The 21794-nt window shown below is 63.1% G+C and carries 14 protein-coding genes; 13 read left to right on the forward strand and 1 reads right to left on the reverse strand.

What is annotated here, in order from left to right; genetic code table 11:
- The first annotated feature begins 21 nt into the window (after positions 1-21).
- From acnD to ACQ4WO_RS18325, 5 genes are all read left to right on the forward strand, one after another.
- Positions 22-2616, forward strand: a complete 2595-nt coding sequence (gene acnD / locus ACQ4WO_RS18305; protein ID WP_436482709.1) for a Fe/S-dependent 2-methylisocitrate dehydratase AcnD — start codon at positions 22-24, stop codon at positions 2614-2616.
- A gap of 99 nt (positions 2617-2715) precedes the next feature.
- Positions 2716-3906 carry a 2-methylaconitate cis-trans isomerase PrpF gene (gene prpF / locus ACQ4WO_RS18310; RefSeq protein WP_436482663.1) on the forward strand — a complete coding sequence of 397 codons (1191 nt, stop codon included), beginning with the start codon at positions 2716-2718 and terminating at the stop codon, positions 3904-3906.
- A gap of 150 nt (positions 3907-4056) precedes the next feature.
- Entirely contained in the window at positions 4057-5613 is a 1557-nt protein-coding gene (locus ACQ4WO_RS18315) for an MBOAT family O-acyltransferase (RefSeq protein ID WP_436482664.1), read from the forward strand.
- A gap of 9 nt (positions 5614-5622) precedes the next feature.
- A complete protein-coding gene (locus tag ACQ4WO_RS18320; RefSeq protein WP_436482665.1) occupies positions 5623-6849 on the forward strand; it encodes a hypothetical protein in 1227 nt (408 codons plus the stop codon).
- Positions 6830-8791, forward strand: a complete 1962-nt coding sequence (locus ACQ4WO_RS18325) for a propionate--CoA ligase (protein WP_436482666.1) — start codon at positions 6830-6832, stop codon at positions 8789-8791. Before ACQ4WO_RS18320 ends, ACQ4WO_RS18325 begins: the two co-directional genes overlap by 20 nt.
- Positions 8792-8826: 35 nt before the next feature.
- Here ACQ4WO_RS18325 and ACQ4WO_RS18330 read toward each other — a convergent pair whose 3' ends face one another.
- Positions 8827-9540 (reverse strand): S24 family peptidase, encoded by a 714-nt coding sequence (locus ACQ4WO_RS18330; protein ID WP_139089660.1) that lies wholly within the window; start codon positions 9538-9540, stop codon positions 8827-8829.
- A gap of 149 nt (positions 9541-9689) precedes the next feature.
- On the opposite strand from ACQ4WO_RS18330, the gene ACQ4WO_RS18335 reads away from it, so the two are divergent.
- From ACQ4WO_RS18335 to ACQ4WO_RS18370, 8 genes are all read left to right on the forward strand, one after another.
- Positions 9690-10106 carry a FeoC-like transcriptional regulator gene (locus ACQ4WO_RS18335; protein ID WP_436482667.1) on the forward strand — a complete coding sequence of 139 codons (417 nt, stop codon included), beginning with the start codon at positions 9690-9692 and terminating at the stop codon, positions 10104-10106.
- An 18-nt stretch (positions 10107-10124) separates the two neighbouring features.
- Positions 10125-10667 carry a DnaJ-like cysteine-rich domain-containing protein gene (locus ACQ4WO_RS18340; RefSeq protein ID WP_034751879.1) on the forward strand — a complete coding sequence of 181 codons (543 nt, stop codon included), beginning with the start codon at positions 10125-10127 and terminating at the stop codon, positions 10665-10667.
- A 334-nt stretch (positions 10668-11001) separates the two neighbouring features.
- Positions 11002-12207 carry a phage tail tube protein gene (locus ACQ4WO_RS18345; protein WP_034751877.1) on the forward strand — a complete coding sequence of 402 codons (1206 nt, stop codon included), beginning with the start codon at positions 11002-11004 and terminating at the stop codon, positions 12205-12207.
- A gap of 75 nt (positions 12208-12282) precedes the next feature.
- Positions 12283-12726 carry a hypothetical protein gene (locus ACQ4WO_RS18350; protein ID WP_099400647.1) on the forward strand — a complete coding sequence of 148 codons (444 nt, stop codon included), beginning with the start codon at positions 12283-12285 and terminating at the stop codon, positions 12724-12726.
- A 104-nt stretch (positions 12727-12830) separates the two neighbouring features.
- Positions 12831-13070, forward strand: coding sequence for a phage tail assembly chaperone (locus ACQ4WO_RS18355; RefSeq protein ID WP_436482710.1), 240 nt, complete (start codon positions 12831-12833; stop codon positions 13068-13070).
- A gap of 228 nt (positions 13071-13298) precedes the next feature.
- Complete coding sequence (locus tag ACQ4WO_RS18360) at positions 13299-17714, forward strand: phage tail length tape measure family protein (protein ID WP_436482669.1); 4416 nt, start codon at positions 13299-13301, stop codon at positions 17712-17714.
- The gene (locus ACQ4WO_RS18365; protein ID WP_436482670.1) at positions 17711-19180 is read left to right on the forward strand and encodes a hypothetical protein; all 1470 of its coding nucleotides are present in this window, start codon (positions 17711-17713) and stop codon (positions 19178-19180) included. Before ACQ4WO_RS18360 ends, ACQ4WO_RS18365 begins: the two co-directional genes overlap by 4 nt.
- The gene (locus tag ACQ4WO_RS18370) at positions 19177-21768 is read left to right on the forward strand and encodes a hypothetical protein (protein WP_436482671.1); all 2592 of its coding nucleotides are present in this window, start codon (positions 19177-19179) and stop codon (positions 21766-21768) included. The genes ACQ4WO_RS18365 and ACQ4WO_RS18370 overlap by 4 nt, the downstream gene beginning before the upstream one ends.
- The last annotated feature ends 26 nt before the right edge of the window (positions 21769-21794 follow it).

Raw genomic sequence — 21794 nt, forward strand, 5'->3', positions numbered from 1 at the left:
AGCACTGCGATGACTACGCCGATGAATACCTTGCACCGCAAATCCTTGCCGGGCACCCAGCTAGACTACTTCGACACGCGCGCCGCCGTCGATGCGATCCAGCCAGGCGCCTACGCCACCTTGCCCTACACCTCGCGCGTGCTGGCGGAAAACCTCGTGCGCCGCTGCGACCCGGCCACCCTGGACGCTTCGCTGAGCCAGTTCATCGAACGCCGCCGCGACCTCGATTTTCCGTGGTTCCCCGCCCGCGTCGTCTGCCATGACATCCTGGGTCAGACGGCTCTGGTCGACCTGGCCGGCTTGCGCGACGCCATCGCGGCCCAGGGCGGGGACCCGGCGCTCGTCAACCCCGTTGTTCCCACGCAGCTGGTGGTCGACCATTCGCTGGCCGTCGAATGCGGCGGTTTCGACCCCGACGCCTTCGCCAAGAACCGGGCCATCGAAGACCGCCGCAACGAAGACCGTTTCGATTTCATCGACTGGACCAAGAAGGCGTTTAAAAACGTCGACGTGATCCCGCCGGGGAACGGCATCCTGCACCAGATTAACCTCGAGCGCATGTCGCCCGTGATCCAGGTGCAGGATGGCGTGGCCTATCCCGACACCCTGGTCGGCACGGATTCGCACACGCCCATGGTCGACGCGCTGGGCGTGATCGCCATCGGCGTGGGCGGCCTGGAAGCGGAAAGCGTGATGCTGGGCCGCGCCTCGTGGATGCGTCTGCCCGACATCATCGGCGTCAAGCTGACGGGGAAACCGCAGCCCGGCATCACGGCCACCGACACCGTGCTGGCGCTGACGGAGTTCCTGCGCAAGCAGAAGGTCGTCTCGTCCTACCTGGAATTCTTTGGCGAAGGCGCTTCGCACCTGACCCTGGGCGACCGCGCCACGATCTCGAATATGGCGCCGGAATTTGGCGCCACGGCCGCCATGTTCTACATCGACGCGCAAACCATCAAGTATCTGAAACTGACGGGCCGCGACGACGAACTGGTGAAACTGGTGGAGCTGTACGCGAAAGAGACGGGCTTGTGGGCCGACAGCCTGGTGGACGCGCAGTACGAGCGCGTGCTGGCGTTTGACCTGTCGTCCGTCGTGCGCAATATCGCCGGTCCGTCGAACCCGCACAACCGCGTGCCGACCTCCGAACTGGCCGCGCGCGGCATTTCCGGCGTGGTCGAGAACGAGCCGGGCAAGATGCCCGATGGCGCCGTGATCATCGCGGCGATTACCAGCTGCACCAACACGAACAACCCGCGCAACATGATCGCCGCCGGCCTGATCGCGCGCAATGCGAACCGCTTGGGCCTCACGCGTAAACCTTGGGTCAAATCGTCGCTGGCGCCAGGCTCGAAAACCGTGGAACTGTATCTGCAGGAAGCGGGCCTGATGCCGGAGCTCGAATCGTTGGGCTTTGGCGTCGTGGCTTTCGCCTGCACCTCGTGCAATGGCATGTCGGGCGCGCTCGACCCCGTGATCCAGGATGAAGTGGTGTCGCGCGACCTGTACGCCACGGCCGTCCTGTCGGGCAACCGCAATTTCGACGGCCGCATCCACCCGTACGCGAAACAGGCTTTCCTCGCCTCGCCGCCGCTGGTGGTGGCGTATGCGATCGCCGGCACCATCCGCTTCGATATCGAGAAGGATGTGCTGGGCCATGATGCGGACGGCAAGGCCATCATGTTGAAAGATATCTGGCCGTCGGACGAGGAAATCGACGCCATCGTCGCGTCCAGCGTCAAGCCGGAGCAGTTCCGCAAGGTGTACATTCCGATGTTCGCCGCGCAGGCGGACGACGGCATCAAGGTCAGTCCCCTGTACGACTGGCGTCCGCAGACGACGTATATCCGCCGTCCGCCGTACTGGGAAGGCGCGCTGGCTGGCGCGCGCCCGTTGAAAGGCATGCGTCCGCTGGCGGTCCTGGGCGACAACATCACGACCGACCACTTGTCGCCATCGAATGCCATCATGCTCGATAGCGCGGCCGGCGAATACCTGGCGAAGATGGGCTTGCCCGAGGAAGACTTCAATTCCTACGCCACGCACCGGGGCGACCATTTGACGGCGCAGCGCGCCACGTTCGCCAACCCGACCCTGAAGAACGAAATGGTCATCGAGGACGGTAAAGTGAAGGCCGGTTCGCTCACGCGCATCGAGCCGGAAGGCAAAATCTCGCGCATGTGGGAAGCCATCGAGGCGTACATGGAGCGCAAGCAGCCCTTGATCATCATCGCCGGCGCCGACTATGGCCAGGGTTCGTCGCGCGACTGGGCCGCCAAAGGCGTGCGCCTGGCCGGCGTGGAAGCCATCGTGGCCGAAGGTTTTGAACGCATCCACCGCACCAATCTGGTGGGCATGGGCGTGCTGCCGCTGGAATTCCTCCCCGGCGTGAACCGCAAGACTCTGGGCCTGGACGGCAGCGAAACCTATGACGTCGTCGGCGGGCGCACGCCGCGCTCCACCCTGACCCTCGTCATCCACCGCAAGAACGGCGAAACGGTCGAAGTGCCCGTCACCTGCCGCCTCGATACGGCGGAAGAGGTGTCGATCTATGAGGCCGGCGGTGTCTTGCAGCGGTTTGCACAGGATTTCCTGGAATCTTCGAAAGCCGCGTAATTCACGATTGATGCAACGTAAATCAGGGGTCAGACCCGGCGGGTCTGACCCCAGCTCTTTGCCTCTGGGTTTAATCAGCAATTCAACGCAGGAACTCTAATGACCCACACCCCCCAAATCAAAATCCCCGCCACCTACCTGCGCGGCGGCACCAGCAAGGGCGTGTTCTTCCGCCTGCAGGATTTGCCCGCCAGCGCGCAAGTGCCGGGCGCGGCGCGCGATGCCTTGCTGCTGCGCGTGATCGGCAGCCCCGACCCTTACGGCAAGCAGATCGACGGCATGGGCGGCGCCACGTCGAGCACCAGCAAGACGGTGATCCTGGCGAAAAGCAGCAAGCCGGAGCACGACGTCGACTACCTGTTCGGCCAGGTGTCCATCGACAAGCCGTTTGTCGACTGGAGCGGCAACTGCGGCAACCTGTCGGCCGCCGTCGGCTCGTTCGCCATTGCCAGCGGCCTGGTGGACGCCGCCCGCGTGCCGACAAACGGCATCGCCACGGTGCGCATCTGGCAAGCCAATATCGGCAAGACCATCATCGCCCACGTCCCCATGACGGATGGCGAAGTACAGGAAACGGGCGACTTCGAGCTCGATGGCGTGACCTTTCCGGCTGCCGAAGTAAAGCTGGAATTCCTCGATCCGGCCGCGGAGGAAGAGGGCGGCGGTGGCGCGATGTTTCCCACTGGCAACCTCGTCGATGACCTCGACGTGCCCGGCATCGGCGTCTTGAAAGTCACGATGATCAACGCCGGCATCCCGACGATTTTTGTCGACGCGGACGCCATCGGCTACACGGGCACGGAGCTGCAGGACGCCATCAACGGCGATCCGGCCGCGCTGGCCCGCTTCGAAACCATCCGCGCGCATGGCGCCCTGCGCATGGGGTTGATTTCCCACCTCGATGAAGCGGCGAAACGCCAGCACACGCCGAAAGTGGCATTTGTCGCCAGGCCGGCCGGCTATGTCTCGTCCAGCGGGAAGAACGTGGAAGCGGGCGATATCGACCTGCTGGTGCGCGCCCTGTCCATGGGCAAGCTGCACCACGCCATGATGGGCACGGCCGCTGTCGCCATCGGCACGGCGGCAGCCATTCCCGGCACCCTGGTCAACCTGGCGGCCGGCGGCGGCCCCCGCAACTCGGTGCGCTTCGGCCACCCGTCCGGCACCCTGATGGTGGGCGCGGAAGCGGCGCTGGCCGATGGCGCATGGAGCGTCACCAAGGCCATCATGAGCCGCAGTGCGCGCGTGCTGATGGAAGGGGTCGTGCGCGTGCCCGGCGACGCGTTTTAAGCTGCCAGGCCAAACAGGCGGATGCGCATGCAGATCAGTTGATATTTCTGCTAGCAAAGAAACTGAGCGACAAGGAAAATGGGGGAGCGTCAGCCGCGATGCGCATGCGCATGCGGTGGCGGTCTCCCATGCTTCCTGACTGGTGAACAGATGCTATTTAACTCCTACGTCTTCCTGTTTGCCTATCTGCCCATCACGTTGGCGGGATTTTTCATCCTGGGACGGCGCAGCCAGTCATGGGCCGCCGCCTGGCTGGCCGGCGCCTCGCTGTTTTTCTATGGCTGGTGGGACTACCGCTACCTGCCGCTGCTGCTCGGCTCCATCGTCTTCAATTACGGCTGCGCCACCTTGCTTGGGTCGGGACGCATCCGCCGCCGCAAGGGCCTGTTGATCGCGGCCATCGCCGCCAACCTGGGCATGCTCGCCTATTACAAGTATGCGGGTTTCTTCGTTGCCAGCCTGGCGCAATTGCTGGCGCAGCCCATGCCCGTCCTGCACGTGGTGCTGCCGATCGGGATTTCGTTTTTTACGTTTACCCAGATCGCCTTCCTTGTCGATACCTACCAGGGCAAGGCGCGGGAAAGCCGTTTTGTCCACTATCTGCTGTTCGTCACGTATTTTCCGCACCTGATCGCCGGCCCTGTGCTGCACCACAAGGAGATGATGCCGCAGTTCGCCGACAAGCGGATCTTCCGGCTCTCGGCCCGGAATGTGGCCATCGGCTCGACGATTTTCATCATCGGGCTGGCGAAAAAAGTACTGGTCGCCGATAACATCGGCCCGTACGCGGCGCCCTTATTCAGCGATCCGGCCGCGCCATCGCTGCTGGCAGCCTGGGGCGGGGTACTGGCGTACGCGTTCCAGCTGTACTTCGATTTCTCCGGTTATTCCGACATGGCCATCGGCTTGTCGCGCCTGTTCGGCGTGCGCCTGCCGCTCAATTTCGACTCGCCCTACAAAGCGCGCAATATCGCGCAATTCTGGCGCCGCTGGCACATGACCCTGTCGCGCTTCCTGCGCGACTACCTGTATATTCCGCTGGGCGGCAAGCGCTGCGGGCCCGCGCGGCGCTACCTGAATCTGATGATCACCATGGTGCTGGGCGGCCTGTGGCATGGCGCCGGGTGGAATTTCATCGTCTGGGGCGCGCTGCATGGCGCTTACCTGGCTATCCACAAGACCTGGAGCACGGTGGCGCGCACGCTTCACCTGCCGTCCGATACGCGTGCGGGCAATGTCGTGGCGACCTGCCTTACCTTTACCGCCGTCTGCATCGCCTGGGTTTTCTTCCGCGCTTCCGATATGGGCAGTGCCCTGAGAATATTAAAAGGCATGGCCGGCGGCTTCGGCATAGCCTTGCCCGATGCGCTGGCTCCCTATCTGTTGCCAGTGCAGTCCGTGCTTGCTTCGACGGGGGTGTCCTTTTATCTGGGCGGCGGCACGGCATTTGTCGAAAGCTGGATGTGGACCGCGATGGCGGCCGTGCTGGTTTTCGCCATGCCCAATACGCAGCACATCATGCGGCGCTTCGAGCCGGCGCTGGACTTCCAGGACGGCCAGGCTGCGGCAGGACAGGGCGGCTTGGGCGGCTTGCACAGGCTGACCTGGCGCGCGTCGCCCGCGTGGGCGGCCGCCATCGCCGCGCTGGCGCTGGCGAGCACGCTGGCCTTGAACCGGCCCGCCGAGTTCCTGTACTTTCAATTTTAGGGGACCGCCATGACACGCTCCCCATACAGGTTTTATTTGCTCACCCTGCTGCTCCTGCTGGTGTCGGGGGCCATCACCGTTTGCGCTTTTGTGCTCATCGTCGACCCGTATGGCGTGTATGGGATCGTGCGCCGCGACCATTTCAATGCCGTCAAGCCGGGCTTGACCCGCTACCAAAGCCAGATCAAGCAGGAACATGCGCTGCGTCTGCGGCCGCAATTCATCATCCTGGGGAACTCGCGCGCCGAGATCGGCTTCGACCCGCGCGCCAGCGCTCTTGCGGCGCTGGGCGCCGGCTACAACCTGGCGATACCCGGCACGGGGCTGGCCACGTCCGCCAGCCAGTTCGGGCAATTGCGCCAGGCTGGCGTCAAGCCGCGCACGGTCATCGTGGGCATGGAGTTCATCGACTTTCTCAATCCCGCCGTCGCACCGGTCGCACGTCAAGTGACAGCCATTGCACCGCCCGCGCATGGCCGCGCCGACTGGCGCTTCGATGCGCTCTTTTCGCTGGCCTCCGTCAAGGATGCAGTGCACACGCTGCGCATCCAGCATGACGGCGAGGCGGCGACCATGTCGGCCGACGGCTTCAATCCTTTGCTCGACTATGGCGCCCATGCGCGCCGGGACGGCTACCACAAGATGTTCGCGCAACGGGCGCGGGAAAGCGCCGCCAACTTGGGCCGCAAATCGACGCGCGGCCTCGCCACCGAAGACTTCCAGTTGTTGCGCACCTTCTTGCTGGCGATGGCGGCCACGCAGGCCGATATCAAGCTGGTGATCTATCCGTATCACGCGCAAATGCTGGCCATGTTCGAGGATGCGGGGCTGTGGCCCTTGTTCGAGGCATGGAAAGCACAGCTGGTGCGGGAAATTGGCGAGGTCAGGGTGCGGTACCCGGAAGCGCATATTTCCCTGACTGATTTCAGCGGTTATGGCGCGTACAACTGCGAGCCGATACCCTCCGCCAATGAGCGGAGCAAGGCCACCCGCTGGTACTGGGAAGCGGGGCATTTCAAGAAGGCGCTGGGCGACATCGTGCTGCGGCGCGTGATGTCGCCACAGGAAACTGCGCCGGACGATTGGCAGTTCGGCATGCCGCTCGATGCTGCCAGACTGGAGGCAAACCGCGTGCGGATCGCGCAGGAACGCGGCAGCTGCGTGGCGGCGCGGCCGGGATTGTTTGCAAGGCAGCTGCTGGCTGAACAGCATGGCCATGCCGGGGGACGCAGATGAACAGATAAGTAAAGAAGCACGGAAAACAACCACCACCGGAGGAGACATGAATTTCGCAAGTTTTTATCAACGCTCGATCGACACGCCAGACGCTTTCTGGCGCGAGGAAGCGGAAAAGATCGACTGGAATACCCCGTTTTCGCAAGTGCTCGATTATTCCCGGCAGCCGTTCGCCAAATGGTTCGTCGGCGGCACCACGAATTTGTGCCACAACGCCGTTGACCGCTGGGTGGACAGCCAGGGCGATGCCGCCGCGCTGATCGCCATTTCCACGGAAACGAACACGGAGCGGACCTACAGCTTTCGCGAGCTGCAGCGCGAAGTGGAGCGCTGCGCCGCCATGTTGCTGTCGCTGGACGTGGTCAAGGGCGACCGCGTATTGATCTACATGCCGATGATCGCCGAGGCTGCGTTCGCCATGCTCGCTTGCGCGCGCATCGGCGCCGTGCATTCCGTGGTCTTCGGGGGTTTTGCCGCCAACAGCCTGGCCAGCCGCATCGACGATGCGCAGCCAAAATTGGTGTTTTCCGCCGATGCCGGTTCGCGCAATGGCAAGGCAATCGCCTACAAGCCGCTGCTCGACGAAGCCATCCGCATCGCCGCGCACAAGCCGCGGCAGGTGCTGCTGGTCGACCGCCATCTCGTGCCGATGGAACTGACGCCGGGCCGCGACGTCGATTATGCGGCCTTGCGCGAGCAGCATCTGGACGCGCAGGTGCCCGTCACCTGGCTCGAATCGAACGAGCCCTCGTATGTGCTGTACACCTCGGGCACGACGGGCAAACCGAAGGGCGTGCAGCGCGACGTGGGCGGCTATGCGGTGGCGCTGGCGTCGTCGATGCAGTACAACTTCTGTGGCAAACCAGGCGAAACCTTCTTTGCCACCTCGGATATCGGCTGGGTCGTGGGCCATTCCTACATCGTGTATGGCCCGCTGATCGCAGGCATGGCCACCATCCTGTACGAGGGCTTGCCCATCTGTCCCGATGCGGGCATCTGGTGGAGCATCGTCGAGAAATACAGGGTCACGCGCATGTTCTCGGCGCCGACGGCCATCCGCGTGCTGCGCAAGCATCCGGTGGAGCTGATGCGCAAATACGACCTGTCCTCGCTGAAGGCGCTGTACCTGGCGGGCGAGCCGCTCGATGAAACCACGTCGCAATGGATCGCCGACGAACTGAAAGTGGACATCATCGACAACTACTGGCAGACGGAAACGGGCTGGCCGATCCTCTCGGTGGCGAAAGGCGTTGCCGACACGCCGACGCGCCTGGGCAGCCCGGGCCTGGCCATGTACGGCTACCAGGTCAAGCTGCTCAACGAAGCGACGGGCGAGGAGTGCGCCGCGAACGAGAAGGGCGTGCTGGTGCTGGAAGGCCCGCTGCCGCCGGGCTGCATGCAGACGGTGTATGGCGACGATGCGCGCTTCGTCGACACCTACTGGTCCACTTTCGGCGGCCGGCAAGTGTATTCCACGTTCGACTGGGGCGTGCGCGACGCGGACGGCTATTACTTTATTTTGGGCCGTACGGACGACGTGATCAACGTGGCCGGCCACCGCCTGGGCACGCGTGAAATAGAGGAAAGCATCACCAGCCATCCGAACGTGTCGGAAGTGGCCGTCGTGGGCGTGGAAGACAAACTCAAAGGCCAGGCGGCGATGGCCTTCGTGATCCTGAAGGATCCGCGGGGCTTCGACAGCGTGGAAGCGAAAGCGGTGCTGGAACGCGAAGTGATGGCCGTCGTCGACCGCCAGCTGGGCGCCGTGGCGCGGCCCGCGCGCGTGCTGTTCGTGGCGCAGCTGCCGAAGACGCGTTCGGGCAAGCTGCTGCGCCGCTCGATTCAGGCCATCTGCGAAGGACGCAACCCGGGCGATCTGACATCGATGGATGATCCGGCCGCGCTGCAGCAGATCCAGGCAGCGCTGGCATCAACGCCATGATGAAAGCGAAGTTTATCAATCGATAAATTTCGCTTTCAGATCCGGTCGCTTTCCTTGCGCACGACCCGGCCCACGATCAGGCATTCATTGCCGCGGCACAGCTTGCGGTGGTATTTGCGCTGATCGGGGTTGTCCGACGTCAGCCACCATTCGCCGATATCGCGCGCCATGCGCTTGACCACCGGCTCGCCTTCGTAATTGATGGCAAACACGATGCCGTCGGCCGGCCGGTTGTCGGCCGTATTGATGATCACCACGTCGTCCTCGTACAGGGCCGGCTCCATGCTCTCGCCCTTGACCTTGATCGCCACCAGTTTTTCAGGGTGGTAGCCATTGCGCTCGACCCAGCTGCGCGGCACGCTGATGGTGCTGCCGTCGTGCGTTTCCGGCTCGATGGCAAAGCCCGTGATGCCGGCCGACAGCCGCAGTTTCACCTTGCGGATCGGGTAAAAACGCTCATCCTCGCCATCTTCCACGACCACGGGCCGCGCGCCGGCCAGCGCGCGCGCGGCCATGGCCGCCTGGTCGGGCGCCGCGCCCTGGTCGAAGTACATGCTGTCGAGCTGCAGGTCCGCTTCCAGCTTGCGCGCGATCTTTTCGCTGAACGCGCGTCCCTCGCGGTAGGTGGGCGAGAGGATTTGCGAGATGCGCGCCTCGCTCCAGCCGCTGACGTCGGAAATTTTCTTGCGCGTGTTGTCGTAGTGCTCGCGGATCAGGGCCAGCAGGCGGTCGCGTCTGTATTGATACATATTCATCTCCACATTAAACCTGAAATTTACCGTTTGATAAATTACCAAATGCTTGACTTTAACATTAGCGATTGATAAAGTCCACTTGTTGCCTGTCGCAAACGCACTACAGCGTCTGCCGGTTGGCGACACCACGGGAGGTCAGGCAGATGTTGAACAGCAGTCAGTTGGTTGAAAGCAGGGCGGCGCCGCGGCAGGGGCGCCAGTTACAGGGACGCAGCAAGAAGTCGCAGCTGCATATCGCCCGCATCGCGCAGTACATCCGCGAGCAGGGCCAGGCCAGCGCGGCGCAGTTGTCCGCCTTGCTGGGACTCGATGCGGGCACCATGAGCCGCTATCTTCGCCACATGTGCGGCATGGGGCAGATCCATCTGGCGCAGCGCCATTGCACCGAGCCGGGACGCCAGCGGCCCGCCCTGTACGCGCTGGGCGAGCAGGACGACGAGATCGACGGCTGGGCCGAGCTGCCGCCGCAAGTGCGCCGCACGGCCAGCTGGGCACGCGGCACGGCCAGCCGCGATCCGCTGGTGGCGGCGCTGTTTGGCCCGGCACAGAATAACGATTAGTATCAACGAGGAGATATCATGGGATTCGCAGAAAAATTCATCGCATCGCTGTCGTCGCAGAACCTGCGCGACGATGCCGTCCACCACGACCTGGACGTGATCGCGGCGGCCGCGCTGGCCGGCGACATGGGCGCCTTGCTGTGCCGCGTCAAATACGCGGACGGCACCGTCAGCCGCCTGTTCGAAGGTAATGCGGGCAACCTGGCGCAGCTGCTGCGCGCCTGGACGGCGGCCGTGACGCAAAAGGGCCGCGCGCGGCGCTGGGTCAAGGCGCAGACGGCCTGGGATGCGCAGGCGGCCAATACCTTGTACCGCCGCGTGGCCGAAGCGTCGCTCGCGCATTGGCTCGACAGCAAATGCAAGGTGTGCCACGGCACGGGCGTCGTCGCCGCCATGCAGGCCGGCGCGCCTGTCGTTTGCAAGGCGTGCCACGGTGGCGGTGAAGCGGCCATCAGCTGCTCCGGCGGCTTCGAGCTCGAACGCATCAAGGACATGGTCAGCGAACTGGAAGGCATCTTCCAGTCGCACGGCGCCCGCGCCATGCGCCGCCTCGGTCACTGACAAATTTTTTTTTGCAATATGCCTGGCACTGAAAAAAACGCCCCTACAATAGAGTCTCGATCACGCAGCAACAGAAACACCGGCAACACAGCAGTACACCACATGCTTCTCCACTCGTAATAGACGCGCTTTCGGCGCGACACCGATAGGGGAAATCAGCGCAGCGAACGGCCTTCATGGCCCCTTCGCCCAACATCCATCCGGCATGGCCCCATGCCATCCGGACGCCAGCCCGCCGCCTCACCGCGCGCGGGCTTTTTCGTTTCATCTCCCATTTTTCAGTTTCTCCCACAAGACCGCCCCGGCGGTTTTCATCCCACGAAAGGTATTACTTATGGCACTGACAGCAAACGGCATCGACAGCGTGATCGTTATCAGCAAACAAAGCGCCGAAGGCAGCAAGGCTGCCGCCGGCGGCGGCCAGATTTATCCCCGCGTGACGGCCACCTTCGACACGGAAGCGGACAAATACGCGAGCGCCGAAATCGACGCCAGCCAGCAGCAGGGCGATACCCGCCTGGGCAATTTCCGCACCACGGGCGCCATCAAGGCCGAAGCGGCGTGCGGCACGTATGCGCCGCTGATGGCGGCGCTGCTGCGCCGCGACTTCACGGCGGGCGGCGTCGCTGCCGCGCAAACGACCATCGCCGCTGCCGCCTCCGGCCTGACGCGCAGCGCCGGTTCCTGGCTGGCCGAAGGCTTCCGCGCCGGCAGCGTGGTGCGCATCACCGGCATGACGGCGCCGGCCGCCGCCAACAACGCGAAGAACTTCTTCGTCACGTCGGTGACGGCCACCAACCTGAATGGCCAGTTCATGGACGGCTCGGCCATGATCGTCAAGGCGGCCGGCGACTCGGTCGGCGTGGCGGCGGTGGGCAAGCGCAGCTTCACCCCGTTGACCGGCCATACCACGGACTGGTTTACGGCCGAAGTGCAGGACCCGAACATCGGCGTGCACCGCAGCTTCGTCGACCAATTGGTCAGCAAGATGGATATCGCCGTGCAGCCGAACGGCATCACCAGCCTGGACTTCACCCTGATGGGCAAGTCGGAAGGTCCGACCACGGCCGTGCCCCATTTCGCCACGCCGCTGGCCGCGCCGGGCACCGGCAAATTCTCGGGCGCCACGGCGATGCTGTCCGTGAACGGCATCCCCTCGCAGATCTGCACCGGCATGTCCGTCTCGCTCGATGGCCAGGTCAAGGTCGACCCGGTGATCGGCTCGAAGTACGCCACGGCCGCCTCGCGCGGCAAGGTGATGGGCTCGGGCCAGTTCACGGTGCTGCTGCAGGACGCCACCTACCTCGACTATTTCAAGTCCGAGACGGAAATCCCGCTGGCCTACGCCATGGCGTCGGGCACGGCGCCGGCAGCCGACGTGCTGGCGCTGGCCATGGGCCGCATCAAGATCACCTCGGCCAAGATCGACGACGGCGAGAAAAACAAGATCGTCACCTGCGCCTTCGACGTCCTGCGCTACAAGGGCACGGACGCGCAGCACGAAGCGACCACCCTGACCATCCAGGACAGCGCGCTGTAAGCAGCTAGCGCCTGCACCGGGGCCGCCGTGATGGCGGCCTTTTTTATTGTTACCTTAATCAAGAAAGCAAAATACATGAACAACGCGCAAAAAATCCAGGCAGGTTTCGACATCGGCAATATCCACGCAGCGGCCACTCCCGTCACGTTCGACGTGCCCGTCATCTTCGATGCGGACGGCGAAGCGGTGGCCGGCCTGACCATCGTCGGCAAGAACAGCGAACAATACCGCGTGGCCAACAACGCCGTGCGCGCCGAAGGCTACAAGAAATCGGCGCGCCGCAAGACGGCCATCGACGCCTCCACCGACGAAGGCGCGGAACTGCTGGTGCAAGCCATCGACGGCAACCAGAAGCGCCTGGCATTGTCCGTGGTCACGGGCTGGTACGGCTTCACCAGCAACGGCGCACCCGTGCCGCTCGATCCGGCGCTGCTGGAAGCGGCCTTTGAAAAGTACCCGACCTGGCAGGAAAAAGTGACCACCGCGCTGGAAAACGAGTCGAATTTTTTGAAACTCTGACGGCCAGCCTGCTGCGCTACGCCGGGCACCAGTTCGAGCGCGGCGCACGGGCGGCCGATGGCCATGCCAAGGGCGAGCATATCGATGCCGCCCGGCGCCATCCGCTGTACCGCGCGCCGCCCGAGGAGGCGACGCCGCCGATGCCGTTCGAGCTGGCCCACGTGTGGGAATGGTTCGCACAATTGAACCGCAAGCGGCAGAACGGCATGGCCGTCAACCCCATCGCCAGCACGGAAATCCTCGCCTGGCAGGCGCGCCACGTCATCGCCATCGAGCCGTTCGAGCACCAACTGCTCGACCAGCTCGACGCGCTGTTCCTGTCGCACCAGCATGCGGCGGGCTGACCCGCATTTTCCAACCCGGCCGCCATGCGCGGCCTTTTTTATGGGCCAAACATGCCAGAGATAACTGAGTTAAAGATTGCCGTTAATGCGGCAGAGATAAAGGCGGGGACACAGGCGGTGAATGACCTGGCTACCGCCAGTAAACAAACAGGCGATCAAGTCGAGGAAGCCAGTACCAAGTTTCGCAACTTCGAACCACGGGTACGCGCGCAGGCCGAAGCGGCTCGCATGGCGACCGATGTGAACATTGCCATGGGCAAGGGCGGCAGCGATGCCGCGGACGGCCTGCTCAAGGCGCTGGAGGCGGTCGATGGCTTTGCCAAAGCCTCGGCCAAGATTGGCGAAGGCAGCTTGAACGCCGACATTGGACAGATCAAGGATGGCCTGGGCGAGATGGCCAATGCCACCGGCTTGACGGAACTGGCCATGAAGCGCCTGGGAGCGGGGCCGTTGCTGGTGCTGCAGATGGCGGCCGACGTTGCGGCGTTCGTGGCCGAGGCCTTTGTGCAGGGTCAGCTGGAATCGGACAAGTTTTCCCGTGCCCTGGAATTGACCGGGAATGCCGCCGGCATCACTGAAGGCCAGTTCAACACCATGGTGGCGTCGGTTTCTGATGCCAGCCAGGGTGGCCTGGGCGATACCCGCGTGGTCTTGCAGACCCTGGTGGAAACGGGCCAGTTCACCAGCGAAGCGCTCAATTCCGTGGGCGCTGCCGCTGTCACCATGGCGCAAATGAATGGCCAATCGGCTGGTGCCGTGGCGGCCGACTTTGCGACGATGGCCGACGGCGTCACCAATTGGGTCGATACGCACGATAAAAATTACAACATCCTGACGGGTGCCCAGTACGCGCACATCGCCGCCCTGGAAAAGGAAGGCAAGACGCAAGAGGCCATGGTCATGGCGAGTGATTTGATCAATGCAGGCCTGCAAAAACGCGCTGAAAAGCTCAGCATGATCGGTACCTTGCTGCAAGGCAGCAAGAATCTCTGGTCCAGTTTCATGGATGGCATGCGTTCTATCGGACGCGAAGAGACGCCGGAAGACGAGATCGAAAAAATCAAAAAACGCACGGCCGACGTGCGCCGCACTGGCCAGCTGGTTCCCGGCACGCATCCGGCGGCGCGATTGACCGGCGCCCAGATGGAGCAGTTTGAGCAGGAGCAGGCCAAGGCGTTGGCAGTGGCGATGAACAAGCAGACGCAGCTGGAAGCAAAGGCGAAGGCCGACCAGGCGGAATCGAAACGCAATGCCGACTCCAAGCAGGCCGTCAAGGAGCTGGGCGAGCTGCAGAAGCGCTATGTCACCAAGGCGGAGCGCGAGGTCGCGGAAATCAAGCAGCTCGAGGAAACCTTGGCCAACGCCAGAGCCGGCGGTGTCGCCGTCTCTCCTGAAAAGGAGAAAGAGCTGCGGCAGAAAGTGCACGCTTCGTTTGCCGGACCGGCCAGGACTGCCGCACCTGCCAGGGCCGCCGCGACTCCAGCGGCAGGTTCCGATTCCCGCGACGCGGTGCTGGCAGGTCAGTTGCAGGCGATTCAAAGCGCATTGCGCATCAAGACTGAAGGTTACGACCAGCAGGCCAAGCTCGACGAAGCGCGCCGCAAGGGCGGCGCCTTGAGCGAGGATGCGTTTTTTGCGAACCGCCGCATGGCCATTAGCGCGCGTGGCGCCGCCGAGGTTGCGACCTACCAGCAGCAAGCCGAGGTATTAAAAGGATTTCAGGCGAAGACGGCGCAGGGCCAGCAGGAGAGGGACAACAGGATTGCCGAAGCAGGCGCGGCACAGCTGCGCGTACAGCAGCAAGTCAACGCCGATCTGGCGCAACTGGAGGAATCGGCGCGGCAGGAGAAGGAAGCGGCAGCGAAGAAACGCGAAGAGGAGGCTGCGGCAAAGGAGACCAAGAAGCGTGCCGACAACAAGGCGGCGGATGAAAAAACGTGGAAAGAATCGGTTGATGGCGCCAAGGCCATGGGCGATGCGCTAGAAAAAGCGTTTGGCAAGGCAGGAGCGGCGGTAGGCAAGATGGGCGCGGCTTTTGCAGATTATCAGAAGGCCCAGCGTGATGCTCAACGCACCCTGAGCGAAGGGCTCACGGACGCCAAGGACGACAAGCCCAAACAAGAAGCTGCGCATGCCAAAGCCCGCGAGGATGGCGCGCAGGCGCAGATCAAGGGCTACCGCGACATGGCTGGTGCCGCCAAGGGCTTCTTCAAGGAAAACAGCACGGGTTACAAGTTGATGGAAGGGGCCGAAAAAGCTTTCCGCGCTGTGGAAATGGCCGGCCAATTGCAAAAATTGGCCACCAGCCTGTTTGTATCGAGCTCGTCTGCCGCGGGCGTGGTCGTCGGGCAGGCCACAGAGACGGGGGCAGTGATGGCCGGCCAGACCGCGCAGAATGCGGCCAAGGTGCCCGGCGTGTTCATGTCCTTCATGAGCTCCATGGGACCGTGGGGCTATGCGGCAGCGGCAGCGGCGATTGCCGCCGTGCTGGGCGGCGCCTTCAGCGGCGGCGGTGGAGGCGCCGACACGACGGCCAAAGACCGCCAGGCCGCCAACGGCACTGGCACGGTGCTCGGTGATTCATCCGCGAAATCGGCGTCGATCGCCAGCAGCCTGGAAATCATGGAGAAAAACTCCGGCCTGGGCCTCGCGTATTCCTCGTCGATGGTGGTCTCGCTCAAGCAGATTGTCTCGGGTATCGGCGGCTTGGGCAGCTTGCTGGTGCGCTCGGACATCCTGACGTCCGCGCTGGGCACCAAAGGCAGTTCCAGCGGCGGCGTCATCGGCAATGTCGTCAGCAGCATCTTTGGCGGCAAGACCACGGTGCAGGATGTGGGGATAGTCACCAACTCGTCGAGCCTGGGTGACCTTGATACTAGCCGTTTCAACGTGAATTCGTATGTCGATCTCAAGAAGTCCGGCGGCTGGTTTTCCAGCGACAAGAAGTCCACGAATCTCACGGCCATGGGGACGGAAACGAATGACCAGTTTACGAAAATCGTGCTTGGCCTGCGCACGAGCATCGTCTCTGCGGCCGACTTGCTGGGTGTCGGCGGCGATGCCTTCAAGGCGCGCCTGAATTCCTTCGTCGTCAGCCTCGGCAAGATCAGCCTGAAGGACTTGAAAGGCGAGGAAGTGCAAAAGGCCCTGGAAGCGGCATTTTCCAAGCTGGGCGACGACATGGCGAAGTTCGGCGTAGGCGGTCTGGAAAAATACCAGGCCGTGGGCGAAGGCTATCTGGAAACCTTGGCTCGAGTGGCCAACAACTACATGCAGGTGTCGGATGTGCTGGCCGTATTGGGCAAGTCGTTCAACAGCTCTGGCCTTTCTGCCGTGGCGCTGAGCGAAAGCCTGATTCAGGCGGCGGGCGACCTCGATACCCTGACTAGTGGCACCAGCTTCTTCGTGCAGAATTTCCTGACCGAGGCCGAGCAGATGGACCCGGTCACCAAGTCGGTGCGTAGCGCCATGGCGGCAATGGGACAGTCAGGCGTGACGACGAGCGAGCAATTCAAGGCGCTGGTGCTGGCGCAGGACTTGAACACGGTCGCTGGCCAGAACATGTATGTGCAGCTGCTTGCCATCGCCGAACCGTTCAAGAAGGCGGCCGATTATGCGGCCGACCTCACCGCCGCCACCGGCGAACTGGCCGAAGTGAACAAGACGGCCAGCGACATCGCCAGCGAACGCAAGGACATGCAGCAGCAGTTGAACGAACTGACGAAAACAGAAGCGCAGTTGCTGGCTGCCCAGCGCGCCGGCGTCGCCGATGCCAATCGCGGATTATTCGACCAGATCCAGGCCGTCAAGGCAGTGACCAGCGCGAAGGATGCGCTGGCCAATGCTTATGAAACCGAATCGGCGGCGGCCAAGTCGGCGCTGGAGAAGTCGAAATCGTGGGTGACGACCTTGAACGGCCTGAATTCCAGCATGGCGCTGGGCGCACAGTCGACGCTGACGCCGGAGCAAAAATATGCCGAAGCGCGGGCGCAGTTCGAGAAAACCCTGGCTGCGGCGAATGCGGGCGATACGACGGCGCAATCGGGGCTGTCGGCCGCCGAACAGGCGTTTCTGACGGCGTCGCAGGTGGTCAACGCCTCCGACGCCCGTTATGCGGCCGACTATGCCCGCGTGGTGGAAGCGAACAAGGAAGCGTTGAAATGGGCAGCCGCGCAGGTCGACGTGCAGCAGGCCAGCCTGGACGCGCTCAATGCCCAGGTGTCGGGCCTGATCACCATTAACGACAGCGTGCTGACGGTGGCGCAAGCCATCGCCGGCCTGCGGGCGGCGATGGGCGGTGCGGCGGACCTGGGCGTGCAACTCGGTAATCCTCCCATGGTCGCAGCACTGGCCGCGATGACTTCTCCCGTGACAGCGGCAATCTTCGACCCCGTGCGCTATTCGTCGGCGGCGAACGTCGGCTCCGACGTACTGGTGGCTGAAATCCGCGGCCTGCGTGAGGACAACCAGGCCATGCGCATGGAGTTGGAAGGTTTGCGTGCCGACCAGCGGGCGCAAACGGGCGCCACCATCCAGGCCACCTTTGAATCGAACGCCAATGCCGCCAGGACGGTGGTCGATGGCGTGGACAAATCGTCCCGGGCATCCGCCTGGGCCAATGCAGTGAAAGGAGAATACGCATGACCGATGCGCAATTTCAGGAGTGGCTGCAAAGCCCGTCGGCCATCCGCATGGTGCTGATCGAGGCGCAGGTGAATGTGGGCGGCAGCGAGGTGACGCGGTATATCGCTTCGCGGCCCTATGTCACCGGGCCGCGCGAGGTGCCGGCCAATACCGTGTACCAGCCGCTGGCCAAGGGCGGCCTGGCCTTCACGGAACAGGTCAGCCTGTCCGGCGAGGCGGGGCTGTCGGGCGGCGATATCGAACTCGATAACGCCGATGGCGCGCTCGATGGCTGGCTGGACGACGTCTGGATGAACCGGCCGGTCAAGGCCTGGGCTGGCGACCCCTCCTGGCCGCGAGCCGACTTCCAGCTGGTTTTCGACGGCATCATCGCCGACGTGGCCAGTGCAGGACGCGAGTCGGTCAACCTGGTCCTGCGCGACAAGCTGCAGCGCCTCAATACGCCGATCTCCGAAGCCAAGCTGGGTGGCACGACGCCGAACAAGGACGCCATCTTGCCGATTCCGTTCGGCGAATGTCACAACGTGGCGCCCTTGCTGACCAACTCCGCCACCCTGGAATACGGGTTTCTCGGCGCTGTCGAATCGACGTTTGAAGTGCGTACCAACGGCAAGCCGATCGCCGTGGCCTTGAATGACCAGGCAGGCCGTTTCAACCTGACGACCGACCCGTTTTCCACCACGATCACGGCCAGCGTGCAGGGCGACAAGAGTGGCGGCTATGCGCCGCGCATCGCGCCGCTGGTGCAGCGCATTGCCACGGGCTACGGCAAGGCGGCCGACCGTTTTACCGCGGCCGATCTGGATCTGGCCAACCTGGCCGCCTTCGATGCATCCCACCCGCAGCCGGTGGGGCTGTATGTTGCGGACCGCATGAACCAGGCGCAGGCCATCCAGCAACTGGCGGCCAGCGTGGGCGCCCAGGCGATCATGTCGCGCACCGGCCAGCTGCGCCTGGTGCAGATCGCCTTGCCTGCCGCCGGCGTGCCGCTGGCGATCGGGCCGGAGCAGATGCGCGAGCGCTCGCTGCGTCCCGCGCAGCGCCTGCCGGTGACTGCCGCCGTGAAAATCGGCTTCGACCGGAACTACACGCTGCAGGCTGGCCTGACGACAAGCATTCCGCCCGCGCATGCGGATTTGTACGCCACGGAATGGCTGACGGAGACGGTGGTCGATGAAGCCGTGCGCGCACGCTATCGCCTGACTGACGACCCGGTGCAGATCGATACCTGCCTCAAGACGCGGGCCGATGCCCGCGCGGAAGCGCAGCGGCGCCTGGCCCTGAACAAGGTGCCGCGCACCATTTATGAATTCGATGGAGAACCCGAGATGATGATGCTGGAACTGGGACAGCCCGTACAACTGCGCGCTGAACGCTTTGGCTTGCAGGACGGCGTGCCGGGCGTGGTGGTGCTGCTGTCGCGCTTCTGGCTGACGGGCAGAGCGACGGTGGGGGTGCTCGTATGAGCGCGATTGTTGGGGAACGCGATACGCTGCTGCAGGCGACGGCGGAGCGCTTCAGCACGACGGCCGATGGCAAGGCGATCCTGATGTCCGCCAGCACGCCTGTTTTTCGCGTCAATAGCGCCGGCGCCGGCGCACCCGGATCGATCGCCATTACCGCCAAGCCGGTCAGTGTGGTGGGCGATATCGTGTTTTCCGTATCCGCCGGCACTACCTTGCGAGTGAACGGCAACGTGGCTACCATCGATTTCGCCAGCATGACTACCGATACGGCGCTGGTGCAGGCACGCATCCGTGAATTTGGCGTCGATTACCTCGCCAATTACATGGTCAGCAAGGTCTTCGATGGCGTCGCCGGCGAGACGGGCCTGGCCGGATTGAATACAGGCCAGGCCTTCGCCTACAAGCGCGCCGCCGCTGCGCCAGCCGATTCGCCCGGCGATGTGATTTTTACCTTTTCCGCAGCCGCCATCACGACACCGGCCGGCAATGACTTAGCCAATGGCTGGTCGAAGAATATCCCGGCCGGCACGGCGCCGCTGTACGTGCGCGTGGCAGCCGCCAGTTCGCGCAATGCCACGGACAATATCGCCGCCAATGAGTGGGCGGGGGCGGTGCAGCTGGCGAAGGACGGCACCGATGGCTTGAACGTGGCACCCGTGCGCATCTACCAGCGCGGCGCGACCAACATCGCGCCGGCGCTGCCCTCGGCCGCCTGCACGTTTACCTTTGCCACGGGGGCGCTGACGGGCCTGAACAACGGTTGGTCGGCCCAGGTACCGTCGGCGGGCGGCGCCTATCTGTTCACATCAGGCGCCACGGCCGCGTCGCGCACGGCGACCGACGACATCGCCCCAGGCGAATGGGCCGCCGCTGCGCGCCTGGCCGCCGACGGTGCCACCGGCCAGCGCGGCACGGTGACTGTGACGGCGCCCGGCTATTCCAGCTGGTCGGATGCCTCGGCCGTGTATGAGTTGGGGCGTGCAGGCTATGGCGCGCCGATCAATCGCGACGTGGTGACCTTGTATGACGCCACGCATGCGGTGACGAAGTATTTTGAGAACGGCGCATGGCTGGTACTTGGTACGGTGTTGAACGGCAATTTGCTGGTCAACGGGTCGGTGGCCACCCAGGCGCTGGCGGCAGACTCCGTGACAGCAGAAAAGATTGATGCGCGTGGCCTGAGCATCAAGGATTCAACAGGCAAGATTATTCTCAGCGCTGGCACGCCATTGACGTCCAACTATATGAATGCAGGGATAGGCGCGGGCAATCTGATCAGCAATTCCGCTCCCTCACCGCCAGCAGAAGGTGTAGGAGGACTTGGTAGCTTTATCCTGGACTACACCTACTCACCCGGTACGACTACTTTTGCGCCGGGCTATGCTCCCTACGTGCCAAGCGGCGCTGGTGGGGTCTATGTTCGCTGCACTGGGGTTGTGCCATCTGGCACAACCGCCGCTATTGTAGGTATAAGGCAGGGAGCAGTAAATCGTAAGTTCCCCGTGATTCCTGGCGTGCGTTATGAGTTTAGCGTGTACATGGGCGCTCACCGCTGCCGTGGGGCTGTAAACGTTGCTTTTTACGACGGCAGCGGGGTCTATCTGTCGGAGTTAGCCGGAAGTATTGTAGATAACGTGTCGGTTTCGGGGGCGTTGGCCAATTTCCCCCGGTCAACGCTGTTTGTTGCCGCTCCCGCAGGCGCCGCTTACGCAATGTTACGCAGCGTGCTTGTTGGCAACGGGGGAACCGATGCGTATCTTTTCCTCTCCATGTGGTACTTCGGTGTGGCATTGCCAGCGCAGACGGTGCCGTCAGCCTGGGCGGATGGACCTGGGGCGAGCTTCGGCGACAATCTTTACGGCCAGATCACGCCGACCAATTCGCTGACTTACATCGCCAATGCCGCCATTGTGAATGCACAGATTGGCGGCGATATTTACAGCAGCAATTGGAGCGGGAGTGGCAGCACCACGGGATGGTGTCTGGATCGAAATGGAAATCTCCACGCGAATAGTGGCACGTTTCGCGGTGAACTGCTTGGTGCTTCTGGTACTTTTTCCGGGAAGTTGTCGGCAGCCACCGTTATTGCCGGACGTGGTCAAAACGAAAACAATACGACGTTCATCGATTTTAACGCTACCGGCAGTATGCCGTTTATCTATGCAGGCTCGGGAGCGGTGCGAATCACCGCCGATGGCGAAGGTACTTTTGCCCGCAGAATCCTGTCGCCACCGAATCTGGTGAAGCATGGAGTGGAGCATATTTCGCCAGGGGTAGTGGGATGGATTAATAACGAATATCGACCATTTACTGTTTACATCGATACCGGGCACACATTCGAGTCTGCATGGCATGCCGTCCCGTCGGACACTTTTCTGGCCAATGCCACGATTTCAGGTGGTCAGAGCTGGCGCGGTGGCTGCAATGGCTATGGCGAAGCGTCTATTGTTGTTGGTGATGGCCTCAACAATGGAGCCTCCCTCTTGCCTCTCGATAATCGGATATACATTCGATTTACCTGGACGCCGGTCAGTGGGGACGGCTACATCAACCCAACTGAGATCACCTGGAAACTGGTGAAAATCTAATGAAAAATCTACGCATCATTTACGAC

This window comes from Janthinobacterium aestuarii (genome assembly GCF_051380835.1).
GTDB lineage: Bacteria > Pseudomonadota > Gammaproteobacteria > Burkholderiales > Burkholderiaceae_D > Janthinobacterium > Janthinobacterium aestuarii.

Excerpts from the sequence above, each read along its gene's own strand:
- ACQ4WO_RS18330 (WP_139089660.1), bottom strand. The coding sequence starts at position 9,540 with ATGTATCAATACAGACGCGACCGCCTGCTGGCCCTGATCCGCGAGCAC.
- ACQ4WO_RS18315 (WP_436482664.1), top strand. The coding sequence starts at position 4,057 with ATGCTATTTAACTCCTACGTCTTCCTGTTTGCCTATCTGCCCATCACG.
- ACQ4WO_RS18365 (WP_436482670.1), top strand. The coding sequence starts at position 17,711 with ATGACCGATGCGCAATTTCAGGAGTGGCTGCAAAGCCCGTCGGCCATC.
- ACQ4WO_RS18335 (WP_436482667.1), top strand. The coding sequence starts at position 9,690 with ATGTTGAACAGCAGTCAGTTGGTTGAAAGCAGGGCGGCGCCGCGGCAG.
- ACQ4WO_RS18360 (WP_436482669.1), top strand. The coding sequence starts at position 13,299 with ATGGCGACCGATGTGAACATTGCCATGGGCAAGGGCGGCAGCGATGCC.
- ACQ4WO_RS18320 (WP_436482665.1), top strand. The coding sequence starts at position 5,623 with ATGACACGCTCCCCATACAGGTTTTATTTGCTCACCCTGCTGCTCCTG.
- acnD (WP_436482709.1), top strand. The coding sequence starts at position 22 with ATGAATACCTTGCACCGCAAATCCTTGCCGGGCACCCAGCTAGACTAC.
- ACQ4WO_RS18350 (WP_099400647.1), top strand. The coding sequence starts at position 12,283 with ATGAACAACGCGCAAAAAATCCAGGCAGGTTTCGACATCGGCAATATC.
- ACQ4WO_RS18325 (WP_436482666.1), top strand. The coding sequence starts at position 6,830 with ATGCCGGGGGACGCAGATGAACAGATAAGTAAAGAAGCACGGAAAACA.
- ACQ4WO_RS18340 (WP_034751879.1), top strand. The coding sequence starts at position 10,125 with ATGGGATTCGCAGAAAAATTCATCGCATCGCTGTCGTCGCAGAACCTG.
- ACQ4WO_RS18370 (WP_436482671.1), top strand. The coding sequence starts at position 19,177 with ATGAGCGCGATTGTTGGGGAACGCGATACGCTGCTGCAGGCGACGGCG.
- ACQ4WO_RS18345 (WP_034751877.1), top strand. The coding sequence starts at position 11,002 with ATGGCACTGACAGCAAACGGCATCGACAGCGTGATCGTTATCAGCAAA.
- prpF (WP_436482663.1), top strand. The coding sequence starts at position 2,716 with ATGACCCACACCCCCCAAATCAAAATCCCCGCCACCTACCTGCGCGGC.